The 15899-nt window shown below is 61.3% G+C and carries 17 protein-coding genes; 5 read left to right on the top strand and 12 right to left on the bottom strand.

Features of this window, described 5'->3' with window-relative positions:
* Positions 1-453: 453 nt before the first annotated feature.
* The 3 genes from NLY36_RS30835 to NLY36_RS30825 all read left to right on the top strand — a co-directional run bounded on the left by NLY36_RS30835 (position 454) and on the right by NLY36_RS30825 (position 5545).
* Positions 454-4218, top strand: a complete 3765-nt coding sequence (locus tag NLY36_RS30835) for a vitamin B12-dependent ribonucleotide reductase (RefSeq protein WP_023711452.1) — start codon at positions 454-456, stop codon at positions 4216-4218.
* A gap of 299 nt (positions 4219-4517) precedes the next feature.
* Entirely contained in the window at positions 4518-5246 is a 729-nt protein-coding gene (locus NLY36_RS30830; protein WP_023736542.1) for a hypothetical protein, read from the top strand.
* Between the two features lie 92 nt (positions 5247-5338).
* Positions 5339-5545 carry a type II toxin-antitoxin system HicB family antitoxin gene (locus NLY36_RS30825; RefSeq protein WP_023736541.1) on the top strand — a complete coding sequence of 69 codons (207 nt, stop codon included), beginning with the start codon at positions 5339-5341 and terminating at the stop codon, positions 5543-5545.
* 23 nt (positions 5546-5568) lie between these two features.
* Here the strand turns inward: NLY36_RS30825 and NLY36_RS30820 are convergent, their stop codons facing one another.
* The 3 genes from NLY36_RS30820 to NLY36_RS30810 are packed head-to-tail and all read right to left on the bottom strand — an operon-like array spanning position 5569 to position 7700.
* The gene (locus NLY36_RS30820) at positions 5569-6174 is read right to left on the bottom strand and encodes a hypothetical protein (protein WP_245260295.1); all 606 of its coding nucleotides are present in this window, start codon (positions 6172-6174) and stop codon (positions 5569-5571) included.
* Between the two features lie 4 nt (positions 6175-6178).
* Complete coding sequence (locus NLY36_RS30815; protein ID WP_245260294.1) at positions 6179-6715, bottom strand: hypothetical protein; 537 nt, start codon at positions 6713-6715, stop codon at positions 6179-6181.
* A gap of 13 nt (positions 6716-6728) precedes the next feature.
* Positions 6729-7700 (bottom strand): DUF3592 domain-containing protein, encoded by a 972-nt coding sequence (locus NLY36_RS30810; protein WP_023736538.1) that lies wholly within the window; start codon positions 7698-7700, stop codon positions 6729-6731.
* A 163-nt stretch (positions 7701-7863) separates the two neighbouring features.
* Here NLY36_RS30810 and NLY36_RS30805 point away from each other — a divergent pair, with 163 nt between their 5' ends.
* On the top strand, positions 7864-8805 hold the full coding sequence (locus NLY36_RS30805) for a phosphoribosylaminoimidazolesuccinocarboxamide synthase (RefSeq protein ID WP_023694160.1): 942 nt from the start codon (positions 7864-7866) through the stop codon (positions 8803-8805).
* 20 nt (positions 8806-8825) lie between these two features.
* Here the strand turns inward: NLY36_RS30805 and NLY36_RS30800 are convergent, their stop codons facing one another.
* From NLY36_RS30800 to NLY36_RS30790, 3 genes are read right to left on the bottom strand one after another with little or no spacing between them, the layout of a single operon-like run.
* Positions 8826-9710 carry a DMT family transporter gene (locus tag NLY36_RS30800; protein WP_023736537.1) on the bottom strand — a complete coding sequence of 295 codons (885 nt, stop codon included), beginning with the start codon at positions 9708-9710 and terminating at the stop codon, positions 8826-8828.
* Complete coding sequence (locus NLY36_RS30795) at positions 9707-10315, bottom strand: class I SAM-dependent DNA methyltransferase (RefSeq protein ID WP_023669053.1); 609 nt, start codon at positions 10313-10315, stop codon at positions 9707-9709. Before NLY36_RS30795 ends, NLY36_RS30800 begins: the two co-directional genes overlap by 4 nt.
* A gap of 28 nt (positions 10316-10343) precedes the next feature.
* Positions 10344-10517 (bottom strand): hypothetical protein, encoded by a 174-nt coding sequence (locus tag NLY36_RS30790; protein ID WP_023669054.1) that lies wholly within the window; start codon positions 10515-10517, stop codon positions 10344-10346.
* 104 nt (positions 10518-10621) lie between these two features.
* Between NLY36_RS30790 and NLY36_RS30785 the strand changes: the two genes are divergently transcribed.
* A complete protein-coding gene (locus NLY36_RS30785) occupies positions 10622-11581 on the top strand; it encodes a LysR family transcriptional regulator (RefSeq protein ID WP_023736536.1) in 960 nt (319 codons plus the stop codon).
* Here the strand turns inward: NLY36_RS30785 and NLY36_RS30780 are convergent.
* The 6 genes from NLY36_RS30780 to NLY36_RS30755 all read right to left on the bottom strand — a co-directional run bounded on the left by NLY36_RS30780 (position 11571) and on the right by NLY36_RS30755 (position 15874).
* Positions 11571-12077 carry a DUF2314 domain-containing protein gene (locus NLY36_RS30780; RefSeq protein WP_023736535.1) on the bottom strand — a complete coding sequence of 169 codons (507 nt, stop codon included), beginning with the start codon at positions 12075-12077 and terminating at the stop codon, positions 11571-11573. The two genes, NLY36_RS30785 and NLY36_RS30780, sit on opposite strands and share 11 nt — an antisense overlap.
* A 153-nt stretch (positions 12078-12230) precedes the next feature.
* Positions 12231-13295, bottom strand: coding sequence for a glycoside hydrolase family 25 protein (locus tag NLY36_RS30775; RefSeq protein ID WP_023736534.1), 1065 nt, complete (start codon positions 13293-13295; stop codon positions 12231-12233).
* Positions 13296-13650: 355 nt separating this feature from the next.
* Entirely contained in the window at positions 13651-13848 is a 198-nt protein-coding gene (locus NLY36_RS30770; protein WP_023711466.1) for a hypothetical protein, read from the bottom strand.
* A 116-nt stretch (positions 13849-13964) separates the two neighbouring features.
* On the bottom strand, positions 13965-14363 hold the full coding sequence (locus NLY36_RS30765) for a GFA family protein (RefSeq protein ID WP_023684918.1): 399 nt from the start codon (positions 14361-14363) through the stop codon (positions 13965-13967).
* 187 nt (positions 14364-14550) lie between these two features.
* Positions 14551-15507, bottom strand: a complete 957-nt coding sequence (locus NLY36_RS30760; protein WP_023736533.1) for an alpha/beta fold hydrolase — start codon at positions 15505-15507, stop codon at positions 14551-14553.
* Between the two features lie 118 nt (positions 15508-15625).
* Positions 15626-15874 (bottom strand): ParB N-terminal domain-containing protein, encoded by a 249-nt coding sequence (locus NLY36_RS30755; RefSeq protein ID WP_023669061.1) that lies wholly within the window; start codon positions 15872-15874, stop codon positions 15626-15628.
* Positions 15875-15899 lie beyond the last annotated feature (25 nt).

Below are 15899 nucleotides of genomic sequence, written 5' to 3'. Positions count from 1 at the left end.
CCATGTGCTCTTGTTGAGGGCGCGACCGGAGAGTTTCGAGCCCGGTCATTTTCCCGGATTTTGTGCGTTTTGGCCATGATTTCCGCCTGTTTACGAGGCTGGCGGAAGCGTTGGATCGTGGGGGCTTCGGGAGCGAAAAGGGAGATTTGTCGGACTGGAATAAATTGTCTGTTAACACTATATTTAGTGTTTGCAGGCAGGTTCGACGCTAGATAGTGTGAATTTCCCTCGGTCGAGGGAATCGAGGAAAAATTCAGTTTTGAGGGACCCGCAGGGTTCGGCGCAGAGTTGGAACAGCGGCTTCGTAAGAAGCTCGACCAGCAAGGCGACGAAGACTGCCACAAGGAGAGCCGGTGTTTTCGAACGCCGGCAGGCGGCGGACATGCGCGTTTCGCATTGGGGGCAGAAATCCCCGGGGAAAAGCGCTATATATAGACAAAAGGGACCGGACCAATGCGCATCGAGCGTCGTTTCACCAAGCCAGGCCAATCAGCTTACGCGGAGATCGAATTCCGCAAGGCGCTTTCGGAGATCAAGAATCCGGACGGCTCGGTGGTGTTCCGCTTGGACAATATCGATGTGCCGGCGCAGTTCTCGCAGGTTGCCGCCGACATCCTGGCGCAGAAGTATTTCCGCAAGGCCGGCGTGCCCGCGCGCCTGAAGAAGGTCGAGGAGAACGACGTCCCCTCCTTCCTGTGGCGCTCCGTCGCCGACGAGGCCGAGCTTGCCAAGCTGCCGGAAGCCGAGCGCTACGGTTCCGAAATCGACGCCCGCCAGGTCTTCGACCGGCTGGCCGGCACCTGGACCTATTGGGGCTACAAGGGCGGCTACTTCAAGTCGGAAGAAGACGCGAGCGCCTTCCGCGACGAACTCGCCTATATGCTCGCCACCCAGCGCGTTGCGCCGAACTCGCCGCAATGGTTCAATACCGGCCTGCACTGGGCCTACGGCATCGATGGTCCGAGCCAGGGCCACTATTATGTCGACCCGTTTACCGGCAAGCTGACCAAGTCGAAGTCCTCCTACGAGCATCCGCAGCCGCATGCCTGCTTCATCCAGGGCGTGCAGGACGATCTCGTCAACGAAGGCGGCATCATGGACCTGTGGGTGCGTGAAGCGCGTCTGTTCAAATATGGCTCGGGCACCGGCTCCAATTTCTCGATGCTGCGCGGCGAAGGCGAAAAGCTGTCGGGCGGCGGCCGTTCGTCCGGCCTGATGAGCTTCCTCAAGATCGGCGACCGCGCGGCGGGCGCCATCAAGTCGGGCGGCACCACGCGTCGTGCGGCCAAGATGGTCATTGTCGACGCCGACCATCCCGATATCGAGGAATTCATCGACTGGAAGGTCAATGAAGAGCAGAAGGTGGCGTCGCTGGTCACCGGCTCCAAGATCGTGAAAAAACATCTCGAAGCGATCATGAAGGCCTGCATCAATTGCGAAGGCCATGATGACGATTGCTTCGACCCGTCGATCAACACCGCGCTGAAGCGCGAGATCAAGGCGGCCAAGAAGTCGGCCGTGCCGGAGAACTACATCTACCGCGTCATCCAGTTCGCCAAGCAGGGCTACACCGCGATGTCGTTCAAGACCTACGACACCGACTGGGATTCCGACGCCTACCTCACCGTTTCCGGCCAGAACTCCAACAATTCGGTGTCGCTGAAGGACAACTTCCTGCGCGCCGTCGAGGACGACGCCGACTGGCATCTGACCGCCCGCAAGGACGGCAAGGTGCTGAAGACGCTGAAGGCACGCGACCTCTGGGAAAAGATCGGCTACGCCGCCTGGGCTTCGGCCGATCCGGGCCTGCATTTCAACACGACGATGAACGACTGGCACACCTGCGCTTCGGCCGGTGCGATCCGGGCCTCCAATCCGTGCTCGGAATACATGTTCCTCGACGACACGGCCTGCAACCTGGCCTCGATCAACCTGCTCCCCTACCGCAACGCCGACGGCACGATCGACATCGCCGCCTACGAGCACACGGTGCGGCTGTGGACCGTCGTCCTCGAAATCTCGGTGATGATGGCGCAGTTCCCGTCGAAGGAGATCGCCAAGCAGTCCTACGAATACCGCACGCTCGGCCTCGGCTATGCCAACATTGGCGGCCTGCTGATGACGTCCGGCATCCCCTATGACTCCGACGAGGGCCGCGCCATCTGCGCAGCGCTCACCGCCATCATGACCGGCACTGCCTATGCCACCTCGGCCGAGATGGCCGGCGAGCTCGGCGCCTTCGCCGATTACGACCGCAATGCGCAGAACATGCTGCGCGTCATGCGCAACCATCGCCGTGCCGCCTATGGCGAAAAGCAGGGCTACGAGAAGCTCGCCGTCAATCCGGTGCCGCTGGTCGCGTCCGACCTGAAGCAGCAGGAACTGGCCGCGCACGCCAAGGCTGCCTGGGACCGCGCCATCGAACTCGGCGAGGAGCATGGCTACCGCAACGCGCAGGCGACCGTGATTGCGCCGACCGGCACGATCGGCCTGGTCATGGATTGCGATACCACCGGCATCGAGCCCGACTTCGCGCTGGTGAAGTTCAAGAAGCTTGCCGGCGGCGGCTATTTCAAGATCATCAATCGCGCCGTGCCGGAAGCGCTGCGCACGCTGGGTTACTCAGAAAGCCAGATCGCCGAGATCGAGGCCTATGCGGTCGGTCACGGCAACATGAACCAGGCGCCGGCGGTCAACCCCGGCTCGCTCAAGGCGAAGGGCTTTACCGATGACAAGATCGCGGCGCTTAACGCAGCACTGAAGTCGGCCTTCGACATCAAGTTCGTCTTTAACCAGTGGACGCTCGGCGCCGACTGGGTGAAGGAGACGTTCGGCTTCACCGATGAGCAGCTCAACGACTTCTCGTTCGAGATGCTGCCGGCGCTCGGCTTCTCCAGGAAGGACATCGAAGCCGCCAACATCCATGTCTGCGGTGCGATGACGCTGGAAGGCGCGCCCTTCCTCAAGGCCGAGCATCTGGCGGTGTTCGACTGCGCCAGCCCGTGCGGCAAGATCGGCAAGCGCTCGCTGTCCATCAACAGCCACATCCAGATGATGGCGGCGGCACAGCCCTTCATCTCCGGCGCCATCTCCAAGACCATCAACATGCCCAACGATGCGACGGTGGAAGACGCCAAGGGCGCCTACATGCTGTCGTGGAAGCTGGCGCTGAAGGCCAACGCGCTCTATCGCGACGGCTCAAAGCTGTCGCAGCCGCTCAATTCGTCGCTGCTCGCCGACAGCGAGGATGACGAGGACGACGCGGTCGAGCAGCTGATCGCTGCGCCCGCTTCACAGCGCGCCGTGCAAGTGACCGAGAAGATCGTCGAGCGCGTCATCGAACGCCTCTACCGCGACCGCGAAAAGTTGCCGAACCGCCGCAAGGGCTACACCCAGAAGGCAGTCGTCGGCGGCCACAAGGTCTACCTGCGCACGGGCGAATTCGATGACGGCCGCATCGGCGAGATCTTCATCGACATGCACAAGGAAGGCGCCGCTTTCCGGGCGATGATGAACAACTTCGCCATCGCCATCTCGCTTGGCCTGCAATATGGCGTGCCGCTCGAGGAATTTGTCGAGGCCTTCACCTTCACCAAATTCGAGCCGGCCGGCATGGTGCAGGGCAATGACGCCATCAAGAATGCGACGTCGATCCTCGACTATGTGTTCCGCGAACTCGCCGTGTCCTATCTCGGCCGCCACGACCTCGCCCATGTCGACCAGTCGGATTTCGACAAGACGGCGCTCGGACGCGGCATCAACGAAGGCAAGGCGACGCCGTTCTCGAAGGGCCTTACCCGCGGCGCCTCGCCGGTCAAGTTGGTGTCTGGCTTAGGTGGCGAACCCAAGGGTTTTGCCGGATCGCCTGCCGCGGCCCCTGCCCGGGTCACTCCAACTGCGTTCTCAGGCTCCAACGTGCTGGCGCTTAAACCAGCAAGCGACGAAGCCATCGCCTACAAGCGCGACTATGAGGAGCGAGCCAAGGAATTGGTCGAAGATATTGTTTCCGAGGAGGCTGCCGACCCCACCGGGTTGTTCACCGACGAAGCAGCGAAAGAAGCGGCCGAGGCAAAGGCGCTTGCCTCCACGCGCCGTCAGCAATCCTTGATGCAAGGCTACACCGGCAACGAATGCTCGGAATGCCACAACTTCACCATGGTGCGGAATGGCACCTGCGAGAAGTGCGATACTTGTGGATCGACGAGCGGGTGCAGCTGAGGAAACTGAGCGCAAAAGCGTAACATCACCGGCCCGGTCGTAAGATCGGGCCGAAATGGTATCGAGAACAAAAAGAGTACGCCACATAAGGATGTCTTTATGTAACATCCCTCAAAACACCAAAGGCCGCCCTTTCAGGCCGGCCTTTGGTACCGCGATGCGCCGAAGCCCACGCGGGGCGACGAGATCGGAATCCCATCTCCTGTAGCAAGGTAGTTATATGGAGATTCTGATCAGAGAGTCGAGAAGGCATCGGCAGCTAGTGTGACTTTAACTGCTCCGGAAAGGGCTTTTTCGTTATGAAGATCGAACCGAGAATTAGCGCTAATAAGTTGGTTGAATATTGTTTCGCTCGCTCCACGCGGCGAACCGCGATCATTGAAGACATCATCAAACCTAAGAACTTCCTCCTCGATACTCGCTACAACGAGATAGAGCGAGCAATGATGCATTTCATTGAAACTCACGGGCGTGATGACAGCCGATTATCTCAACTCGACAGAGCCTTATTATCGCGCCAACCTGCCACCTCGCACGATGAACAAAGGCTTCTTACGGCTCACGATGCTATCGAACTTTGCCGGACTATGAGCTTGGACAAGCTGCCTACTGCTGCCAGAATAACCGGCATTTCAGATAGCCAGCCAAAATTCGTTCTTGCCGGTGTATCTCTTAGTGTTCGACCGACAAACTCGGTCAAGATGCCACAAACAGGAAAGGGGGAAGTCGGCTTCGGCTTGATCAAACCTTATCTCTGCAAAACACTACCGTTGTCGACAGAAACTTCGGCGCTGCATGGGGCACTTCTCCACTGGTACGCGGAGGAATGTTTCGAAGATGCTGGAGAGCCGCGCGCAGAATTTTGTTTTGTTGTTGACGTGTTCGCCCAGAAGATTTTCGCTGCACCCGGTAGCTTCAGCCAACGCAGAAAGCTGCTGGCTGCCTCATGTCAAGAGATCGCAGACAGGTGGCCGTCAATTCGGGCGAGGTTAATTGCTGACGAAGAGGCCAGCCGGAAACGGCGTTAATGGTCACCCGGTAGTGCTTATCTTCTCCCCTTGTTGTGGGGAGAGGATGAGCGGCACCGGAACACCGTAGCATCCTCTGAGGGAGTGATTGTATGCGTTATGCGGTAGTGATTGAAAAAGCGGCCGATAATTTCTCTGCTTATGTGCCAGACCTGCCCGGCTGCATCGCGACGGGCGCGACAGTGCCTGAGGTGGAAACGGAAATTCGCGACGCTATACGCTTTCACATCGAGGGCTTGCGTGCCGATGGGCTGGAGGTGCCCAAAGGAATCAGTCTCGCGGAATACGTAGAGGCATAAGCGGTAGCCTTCAGGACAACATCCTATCCCGGCACCCGCAGCGTCTGATCGTCGAACAGCGGCTCGTCCTGCCCCGCCCGAACGAACAGCACCCTCCGCCCCTCACCCGCCGGCGCCTCGAAATACTGAATACCATCCGGCATTTCGCCCCAGTCGCCGCAGGGCGGTTCGGGAACTTCGTCATTGGCTAGCGCCTTCAGCTCTTTCGCATAGGCAGCATCGGGGCTGAATGTGTAGCGTTTGACGCCGGCGGGCACGGTGCCCTCGGTGTAGGGCGTCAGCACGCAGCGGGCGCTGACTGATTTGTCGGTCTTTTCCAGCAACAGGCGCAACACCGCGGCCTCGGCGGTTTCGCCTGATTTGATGTCGAACACCTCGACCAGCGGATCGGGCGCGCCGCCATCGCTGTATTTGATGGCGAGCGCGTTGCCGACGAATTCGAAGTGGATCTGGCGAAAACCGAAATCGCAGCGCTGCACCCAGGCGGCCAAACCGACCGTCTTGTCGGCCAGTTTCTCCCAGACGCATTTGTCGATCGGCGGGCGCGATGGCGCCAGCTCGTCCGCCCGCGCTGCGGCTGATATCGTAGCCGAGGCAAACAGCGTGCAGATCCAGACAATCAGTCTCATGGCGTTATTCATCGCTGCATCCTGTCAAAGTGAAGGCGTCCCAGGCCGAGCCGTCCGGATTGGCATTGGCGAAATCGGCAAATTCGGTGAAGGCCGCGCCGAAATCGGGCAGCAACAGCCCTTTCGGCGCCGGTGTCGCTTCGCGCGAATTCAGCTGCTCGGCGCCGCCTCCGGTCAAGGCATAGACCTGGCCCATCCATATCCGGCAGAGACCGCTGCCATCCTCCAGCCCCGCTTCGCGGTCGTCGTCGGTGCAGGCGTGGCGGATGGTGCCGAGCGGAAACGAATTTTTGCCATTGGTCCAGGTGATGTCGGCCGGCAAGCGCGTGTCGGTGTTGGGCACGGTCACCGAAAACACTTCGGCCGTCAGTGCCGCCGGCTCATTGTTCAGCGGCCGGAATTGCATCACCGCGCCCGAACGCGGCTCGCGGTAGGTGGCGTGGCTTAGCAGACATTCTTTTGCGCTCGCTGCCTGCACGGCGCCGAGCAGAGCCAGGGAAACGACAGCCAGCCTGCGGACGATCATTGGATGTCTTGTCATGAAAGTGGGCGCCTCAGATAAAACCGACCAGCCACGCCGCGCCGCCCAGAAACGCGGCCGAACAGACCCACAGCAGCCAAAGCCCGCGCACCCTGCATTCGAGCACTGCCGAGGCGGGGTTGGCTGGGTCGTAATGCACGTCGACCTTGCCGCCCTCGGCATAGCTGCGCCCTTGGCCGCTGACGAGGCCGGGCATTGAAGCGGTGACCGTGGCGCCGAAGGTGACGCGGTCTGAGGTGTAGCGCTGGCCGGCGACGCCGTAGCTGTAGACGATGCGGGATTTGAAGACGGTGCTCCAGCGTCGATGGCCGCTGTAGTTTCGCAGCGCCTGCAGACCGGAGGAGTCAATGTGGCCGGGGGCGACCGGCCATTTTGCCGCCTGCTCGGCAAGCGACTTCTGGACGAAGGCCATGCGCAGGATCATCAGGCCCATGAACAGCAGCAGCGCTCCGGCGCCGAGGTTCTGCGGCTTGGGCAAATGCGGCCGGATCGCCTCCAGCACGCCACCGAGCAAAAACACCAGCACCACCGTGCCGATCACCAGCCCGGCCGAGAGCTTGACCATGAACTTGAAGGCGCCGTCCGGCAGGGTGCGTTCGATCACGGCCTTGCCCGGATCGGCCGGATTGTAGAAGACGGTCACTTCAGCGCCGGTGGGAAACTGCGCCAGGGTTTCGGTGACTTCGAAATTCCCCAGATTCTCCTTCACGCTGTAGCGCGAGCTTTGAAATTTCTTTTTACCGACCTTGTATTCGAAGGTGATCGCCGGAAAATTGCGCATCTCGGTGGTGTCGCTGCTGTCCGAGCCGACGCCCGACCTTCTGACTTCGCGCGCCTCGACGCGCGACGAGATGATCTTGCCCGGCGCCGGCAGCCAGTGGCTCATCGCCTGCACCTCGCGCCACTTGACGAAGGTGATGAACGACAGACCGCCCGCGATCGCGCAGGCAAATCCGACAATCAGAAATTTGAGCTCTACGTCCACCGCGTCCCCCAGGAGTGCCGGAAGCTGCAAATAGATAGCACGGCGAAGGCAATGTCTTGATTATTCGCAAAGGACGAACCGCCCTTCCTCGGGTATCGAAGCCCCCTCAACTTTGTTAAGAGTCGCCCAAACTGTTAGGAGCCATGAGACCAGGATGACAGCACTGCGCGTTCTCTCGGATGCCTTCATTCCGGAACTCCCGAACCACTACAAAGGCAAGGTCCGCGAGAATTACGATCTGCCGGATGGCCGCCGCATCATCATCGCCACCGACCGGCTGAGCGCCTTCGATGTGATCCTGACCGCAATACCGCTCAAGGGAGAGCTGCTGACGCAGACGGCGCGCTACTGGTTCGAGGAAACGGCGGACATCTGCCCCAACCATGTGCTCGATTATCCCGACCCCAATGTCGTCGTCGGCACCAGGCTCGACATTCTGCCGGTGGAAATCGTCGTTCGCGACTATCTCGCCGGCACCACCAGCACTTCGGTGCTGACGAAATACAAGAACGGCGAACGCGATATGTACGGCATCCGCCTGCCGGACGGATTGCGCGACAATGAGAAGCTGCCGCAGGCCATCATCACGCCGACCAGCAAGGCGCTCGATGGCGGCCATGACGAGCCCTTGACGCGCGACGAGATCCTGACGCGCGGCCTGTTATCGGAAGAGCAATGGGACACAGTCTCGCGCTATGCGCTGGCGCTGTTTGCGCGCGGCAAAGCGTTGGCCGCCAAGCGCGGCCTGATCCTGGTCGACACCAAATACGAGTTCGGCACGGACAAGGATGGCGCCATCATCCTTGCCGATGAAATCCATACGCCCGACTCAAGCCGCTACTGGCTTGCGGCAAGCTATGAAGAGCGTTTCAAGGCAGGCGAGCGGCCGCAAAGTTTCGACAAGGACTTTATTCGCGCCTGGGTGACCGCGCGCTGCGATCCCTACAAGGATCGTATTCCGAGAATCCCCGCCGAGCTCATCGAGCAGACATCGCGGGTTTACACGCAGGCCTTTGAGACCATCACCGGCAAGACCTTCACCGCCGATATCTCGGGAAAGACGGTGCTGGACCGCATTCGCGAGAACCTGCGACCTTATTTCTGACGGCGGCTGGCGGCCGCCGGTCAACTTGCCGAGGTCGCGGACACGGACGGTTCTGGCGGAGCGCGCCACGTGCCGAGATATGATCCGCACAGGATGAGCGCGAAGGCCGCGACAATGCCGATATCGAGCGGCTCCGAAAGGACGAGCACGCCGGCTGTCACGGAGACGGCGGGCGCCACATAGGTGATGACGACCGCCCGTTCGGGGCCGATCTCCCGCACCAGCAGGAAGTAGGTGGCGAAGGCAATCGCCGTGCAAAACACGCCAAGACCGAGGATTGCGCCAACCACCGTTGTCGACGGCATGGCCGCCGGCCAGGCCAACGCCGCCGGCACAGCGTAGATCAGCGCGGCCCCTGCCAGACAGACTGCCGTCAGCGAGGTTGCCGGCAAATCGTTGAGCCAGCGCGACGCGATGATCGAACCCGAGGCATAGCAGGCCGCGGCCATGAGAATCTCGACGACCGCGAGAAATCCGCCACCCAAGGTCGGCAGCGCCAGCACGAAGACACCGGCAAAACCGAGGAAAAGGCCGGTCCAGCGGCGTATCCCCAGCCGCTCATCCGAACCCATCAGCTTTGAGAGCGCGACGGTTACGGCCGGCGTCATGGCAATCAGCAGTCCGGCGGTGGAACTGTCGATGCTGACTTCGCCATGGGTGATCAGCCCCCATGGCAGGATCATCTCGACCAGACAGAATGCGGCGACCGCCCGCCAATGTGTCTTCAGCCATCCGAAACTGCGCTCGACAAGGACGAAGGGCAGCAGCGCCAGGGCGCCGACGGCTGTTCGGGCAAAGACCAGGAAGGGCACCGACACCTCGGCAACCGCCAGCTTGATCAACAAATAGGGAATGCCCCACAGGAGGCTGAGCAGCACGAACAAAAACAGTCCGCGGCGCGTCATGACGGCCTCACAGCCAGAAAGGTGGTCCACTCTTCGCGATCGCGGCCGACGTTGAATTCGTCTCCGACAAGGACCAGCCCGGCGTTTTCGAGGCGGGCCGCGAAGTCGTCCCTGCGCCAGTAGACCGTATGATATTCGCCGCTCTTCTCGCCGTCGCCAATGCGCATCGAGACGAGGAAGGCGCCGCCCGGCCGCAGCGACCCGGCAATCTTGGCAAGCACCTGGTCGGCCTGCTCGCGCGGCACGTGGATCAGGACGCACAATGCGAGCACCGCGTCGTAGGGGCCGCCGAGATCGTCGGTGATGAGATCGAGAAACTCACCATGCTTGCCGCGTGCGGCCTGCAACTCGAGAAACCGCTTCGTTGCGTCTGTGCGCCGAACCTGGACACCGAGCCCTTCGACGAAGTCCGCATCGTATCCGGGTCCCGAACCGACTTCCAGAATCCGGCCACCTTTGCCGGCGATCTTCACCAGGCGCTTCAGCCATTTCTGTTCTCTTTGGTTCGGAACGTGCCGCACCAGAGCGTCGTAGCGTTCGGCATAGTCCTCATAGGCGTTGATCGTTTGGCGGCTCTTCGCCAGATCCTCGGATGGCACAGTCATATTTCCCTCCCCTGGTCAAAGAGCTTGCTTAGCCAATGGTGCCGGGAGGCACGCGTCCGTCAAGCATACCGATATCCCTGAGGAAATGATCCGACAGCGAGCGGCGGTCGAGCAGGCCGCGCTTGCGAGGCCTGAACGGCGCGGTGAAGAGGTCGAGCACCGGGCGGCGAAGCGTGTTGTAGAGAGCGATGGTGGTGGTCATTGCCGTATCCTCCAAGGTTTGATCCGATGAATGCAGCATGCCGTTTTCCGGGCTTGGTTTCCAATCGAACGTCGCGTAGTATGCATCAGGGGGATTGATGCGTCATGAGCTGGGAACTACCACCATTAGGAGCCATCAGGGTCTTTGAAGCCGCGGCCCGGCTGGGCAGTTTCACCAAGGCAGCCGAAGAACTCGGCATGACCCAATCAGCTGCCAGCTATCAGATAAAGGTGCTGGAAGAACGTGCCGGAACGCCGCTTTTCATAAGAAAAACAAGGCAGATCGCGCTGACCGAGGCCGGACAGCAGCTGGCGCCGCACGCATCAGGCGCGTTCTCGACCCTGGCCGACGCATGGGTCGCCACCAAGGGTGGAGCGACCGGCGTGCTGTCGGTGACGACCATGGAAACCTTCGCATCGAACTGGCTGGCCGTATGGCTTGGAACATTCCAGCTGATGCATCCCGATCTTGCCGTGAAGGTGAATACATCGCACGGGCTGGTCGATTTCACGCGCGGCGACATGGATGTCGGCATTCGCACCGGCAGTGGAAAATGGCCGGGCCTGACGGCTCACTATCTGTTCAAGGCGGACTATACGCCGATGCTCAGCCCGAGACTCGCCGAAAGCGTCGGCGGCATCCACCGCCCCGAGGATCTCTACCAACTGCCGCTATGCTGTGCCGACGATCCCTGGTGGGAAATCTGGTTCAAGGCTGCCGGCGTGCCGTTCGAGCCCGATCGCGTCATGGCTGGCCCGAAGCTGGGTACGCAGGCCTATGATGCGATGGCGGCGCTGACCGACAAGGGCGCCGCGATCCTGACCAAAAACCTTTACAGCGCCCTGTTGCAAAAGGGCCAGTTGATACAGCCATTCGGCGTGCTTGGATCGGACGGCGACGGCTATTGGCTGGTGCATCTGGAGAGCCGCCGCAACGCGCCCAAAATCAAGGTGTTTCGCGACTGGGTGCTGGCGCAGACGGCAGAGATACGCGAACGCGAAAAGCGCGACAGCCCTCTAGGCACCGCGATAAAACTCGCCCCCGCCTCAACCCTCAGTCCTTGAAGGTCAACCCGTATCTTGCAACCTGTTCCTTCGGCATATCCGCAAGCGCCTGGCGCGTGGTGTAGCCGCCATAGATCACCTTGCCGTTCTTGATCATCCAGTCCTCGACGTCGGCCTCGGTCACCGTCATCCTGTCGCCCATCTTGTACTTGTTGCCATTGACCGGGACGTCGGCGAGCAGGCCGATATAAGAGCCTTCGCTGTAGCCGACCAGCTGCAGCCAGATATGCTCGGTGGCGCCGTTCTGGGTCAGCGGGAATTTTACCGTGTAGGTGCCGGGCGTGCCGGCGTCCATCAGTTCGTGGAAGCGCTTGAGGGTCGAGCGGCCGCTGTCCTTGGCGGCCTGCATCGCCTTGTCCTCGGTGGAATAAGACACGACGTTCTGCTTCGACTCAGCCAGCGAAGCGCCACTTCCGCCCGGCATGTGGCCGAGCGAGCTAAAAAACCCGTAGCCGACAGCGGCGGCAAGAGCGACAGCCACAACTGGATTGCGCATGGATCCCTCCGAAAACCCGATCACGGGCACGTTACCGGAAGGCTGTTGCGATACCGCTAAAGGACACAGTGAGCGGATCGTTAGCGAGACGCTGAAAATTCAACCCAAGGCGCAGCGGCAGGCAGCGCAGGCGCACCGGCACCTGCCTGACGTTCAGTCGGCGTCGGCGACGGTCGTCTGCCCGCCTGCCCATGCCCGCCAGGCGCGCTCGTCGCCATGGAAGACGTTGAGGTCGATGCGGCCGGTCACGCCGTGCGACAGGCCGGAGCCGGAATACTGCCAGAACAGCCATTTGCGGCCCGGATAGACTTTTGAGGGATGCCGCGCGACGGCGCGCAGCCAGAACGGATAATCGAGAAACGCACCCTTGAGATTGTCGCGATAGAAATCCGGCGCGGTGTAGATGATGGGCCGCTGGCCGTAATGGCGCTCCAGCTTGTCCATGAACACCTTCATCTTTTCCAGCACGGTGGCCCGCGAAGGCTGCCGCTTGCAGGAGGATTCGCCGTTCCATTCGACATCGATCACCGGCGGCAGCGCGCCTTCGACCCTTGGCACATTGCGGATGAACCAGTCCGCCTGCTCGCCGGCGGTGCGGCACCAGTAGAAGAAGTGATAGGCGCCGCGCTTCAGCCCGGCGGCATCGGCATTGCGCCAGTTCTTCATGAACATCGGGTCGAGATGGTCGCCGCCATCGGTCGCCTTGATGTAGGCGAAGTTGGCGCCCTGGGCGCGCAGCTTGCCCCAGTTGACATTGCCCTGCCAGCGCGAGACGTCGACGCCGTGGACGGCAAGGTAGCGTGGCGAAGCCTTGCCGAAATTGATCGGCTTGGCGTCGCGAAAACCGTAGCGGGTGACCGGCGAGGCCAGCATGGCCGGCGCAGCGCGCGTCAACCGCTTCGGCGCAGACATCAGAGCGGTGGGCTCGAGCTGTGGTCTGGTGCTCCCCTGCGGCGTGCCCGCGACGATGGCCTCTTCTTCCTCGACCATGGAGAAGGGCGGCGCATTGTCGGCCACAGCGTTGTCGGCCACCATGTCGGACCGCATCGGCGCGAGGTCGGCGGTCTCCGCCGGAGCCGCTGTGACCGGCGCGCTCGGACGCACGACCGAACTGGTCGTCTCGTTCGACGGCTGCAAGCCATCGACGCCCGCTGTGGACGAACAGCCGGCAAGCCACAGCGATGCCAACATGAAACTGACGACGCCTGAAATCCGCATCTGGACCTGTACGCAAAACACAACAGACCGAAGGCAAACAGACGCCGCCGGACAAACCGGCCTCGATTACTAACGAGAAATTACCAACAAAGTTTGAATCAAGTTGTTAGGAATTGGCCGGGGTATGTTCGGCGGCCATAACCTACCTTCGTCATTCTAGGGCGAAGCAGTCGCGAAGCGACGTCGGGCAGACCCTGGAATCCATGCCGTTGCATCCATGGCATGAAGACGGTTCAAGATTGAGTTTGGGCGAAATGGGTCGAGCAAGGAAGCCATTCTCGACCGCGACATACTTCGGCCGACGTCACGGCGTGGATCCTCGGGTCAAGCCCGAGGACGACGAAGGATCATAGCCTTACCTTCCCAGCCATTGCTGCAAACAAGTCTTGGCCACCACATGCGCCGGCGGCACCGATGGTTCGTCGGCGGCCGGGCGGCGGGCACGTTCGAGCAGCAGGCGAACCTGTTCGGGGCGCACGCGGTCACGCTCCATCACGAGGAGGACCATCGGATCGCTCAAAAGCTCGTCCAGGGTGCTGATTCTGTCGCTCATCGGTCGTCTCCTCGATACCGGCCCGCAGACGATAGATAGGCAGGCAATCATGGCCCGCCAATGACGCTTTGCCGGCTATGTCGTGGTTTCGGGATTAATTTCCGGTAAGGCCGGCGTCAATTCGGAGGCGGCGCGCCTTCATGGTGCGGCAGGCCGTCATCGAGCTGCAGCCAGGGCTGCTTCGAGGCGGTCCACATATGCATTTCCGGCTTGAACAGCGAGGGATCGTCGAGCGAGCCGGTGGTGATGCCGACGATGCCGGCGGAGTCGCGTCGGGAAAACAGCGTGGTGCCGCAAGCGGCGCAAAAGCCGCGCTTGAGGTCCGGAGAGGTGTTGACCGTCGCCACCTCTCCCTCGACCGTGACATCGTCGATGCGAAACAAAAGGCGGGCGTTGAACGCCGCGCCTATGACCTTCTGGCAGCGCCGGCAGTGGCAGACGCGCTGGTTGAGCGGCGCCGCCTCAGTGCCGTAGCGCACTGCCCCGCAATGGCATCCGCCCTGGTATTTCGTCATCATTCGAACTCATCACACTGAAGGTCTCTTGATGATATCGACAGGTACCTTTCGGTCAATTGAAAAGCCCTGATGGCGCCATCGATTGCGCCGATAGGACCAATGGCTGCGCCAAGGCTCCGTAGCTTCGCAGGCACAAAAAAGCCGACCGCCTCTTCGAGACGGCCGGCATGTATTTTCAGGCAAGCTATTTCGTTTCGCTGAGGACTTCGTCCCAGGTCTTCACCTTGGTTTCGCCATTGAGGAAGGGCAGTGCCGCGGCCGTCAGCTCCGGTGCGAAGAATACGTCGTAGTGGGTGCGATTGGGAATGATGGCCAGCCGGTTCTGCGACAGGTTCTCACGCATCCAGCCGGCATCCTTCAGCCCGCCGCCGAGCATCTGGTAGAACTTGATCTCGTGCTCGGGCTTGTACATGTCGCTGTCGCCATAGGCCAGCATGACCGGCATCTTCAGCTTCGCCACATCGGCGGAATAGTCGTAATCCTTGCGCATGAAATTGCCCAGCGCGTCGAGCAGTTTGGGGAAATCGTCGGGACGTGGGGCGACGGCGACGTAGGATTTGTACATCGGCGTGTCCTTCATGAAATCGGCGGCGGCCGCGCTCACCTGCGCCTGCTGGCCGCGCATCTCGTCATAGAAGCCATTGGCGGCGAAGCCGGTCGAGACCAGGACCAGACGTCTCACCGTCTCGGGATGCTGAACGGCCATACGGAAGGCGACGCCGCCGCCCAGCGAATAGCCAAGCACGTCGACCTTGTCATAGCCGAGCGCCTTGACGATACCAGCCATGTCGTCGCCCATCCCCTCCAGGCTGAAGGGTCGCTCGCCGAGCGCGGTGCGGCCATGGCCCTGCAGGTGAACGGCAATGATGGTGCGGTTTTCCGCCAGCTTCGGCAGCAGCGGCGCGAACATGTCCGACGTGCCAAGGCCGCCATGCAGCAGAAGCAGCGGTTCGCCCTTGCCGTAGACGGCATAGTAGTAATTCAGGCCGTCGATCGGCAGCAGGCCGGACTTTTCAGGCTTCGGCATGGCTGTTGCTTCGGTGGTCATGGCGGGCTTGGTCTCCTCTGCATTGGCTGGGCCGGGCGCTACGAACAAGGCAGCGACCGAGGCAAGAATGGCGAAATAGATTCGTCTGGACATGTCGGTCTCCTCGGGTTCCGCCCCAAGGACGAGCAAGCACGCCGCGTGCCGACATGCCCTGCGAAAAAATCCGCGGAGGAATGACCGGTTTGGCTGTTTGTCGATCGGGTCGCGCGCCTCAGTGGCGCTTGGCCTGCACCAGATAGGCGTCGATCTCGGTCTCGCCGAGCCATTTGGCGGCTTCCAGCCGGTGCAGGCCCTCGACCAGGATGTGGCGCTTGCCGTCATGGCGAACCTGGATCGGCGTCTTCATGCCGTTTTCCAGTATGTCTTCGGCCAGATGCCGGACCGTTTCGGGATGCAGCGTCTTCTTGCGCGCCGTCGGCACGTAGATTTCGTCGACCTTGACCTTCTGCACTCTCAGCATACCGGCTCCCGAGGCGGAAAATGCC

The organism is Mesorhizobium sp. C399B (assembly GCF_030323185.1).
GTDB lineage: Bacteria > Pseudomonadota > Alphaproteobacteria > Rhizobiales > Rhizobiaceae > Mesorhizobium.
The sequence above is the reverse complement of the archived record's forward strand: the minus strand, read 5'-3'. Positions and strand labels throughout refer to the sequence as shown.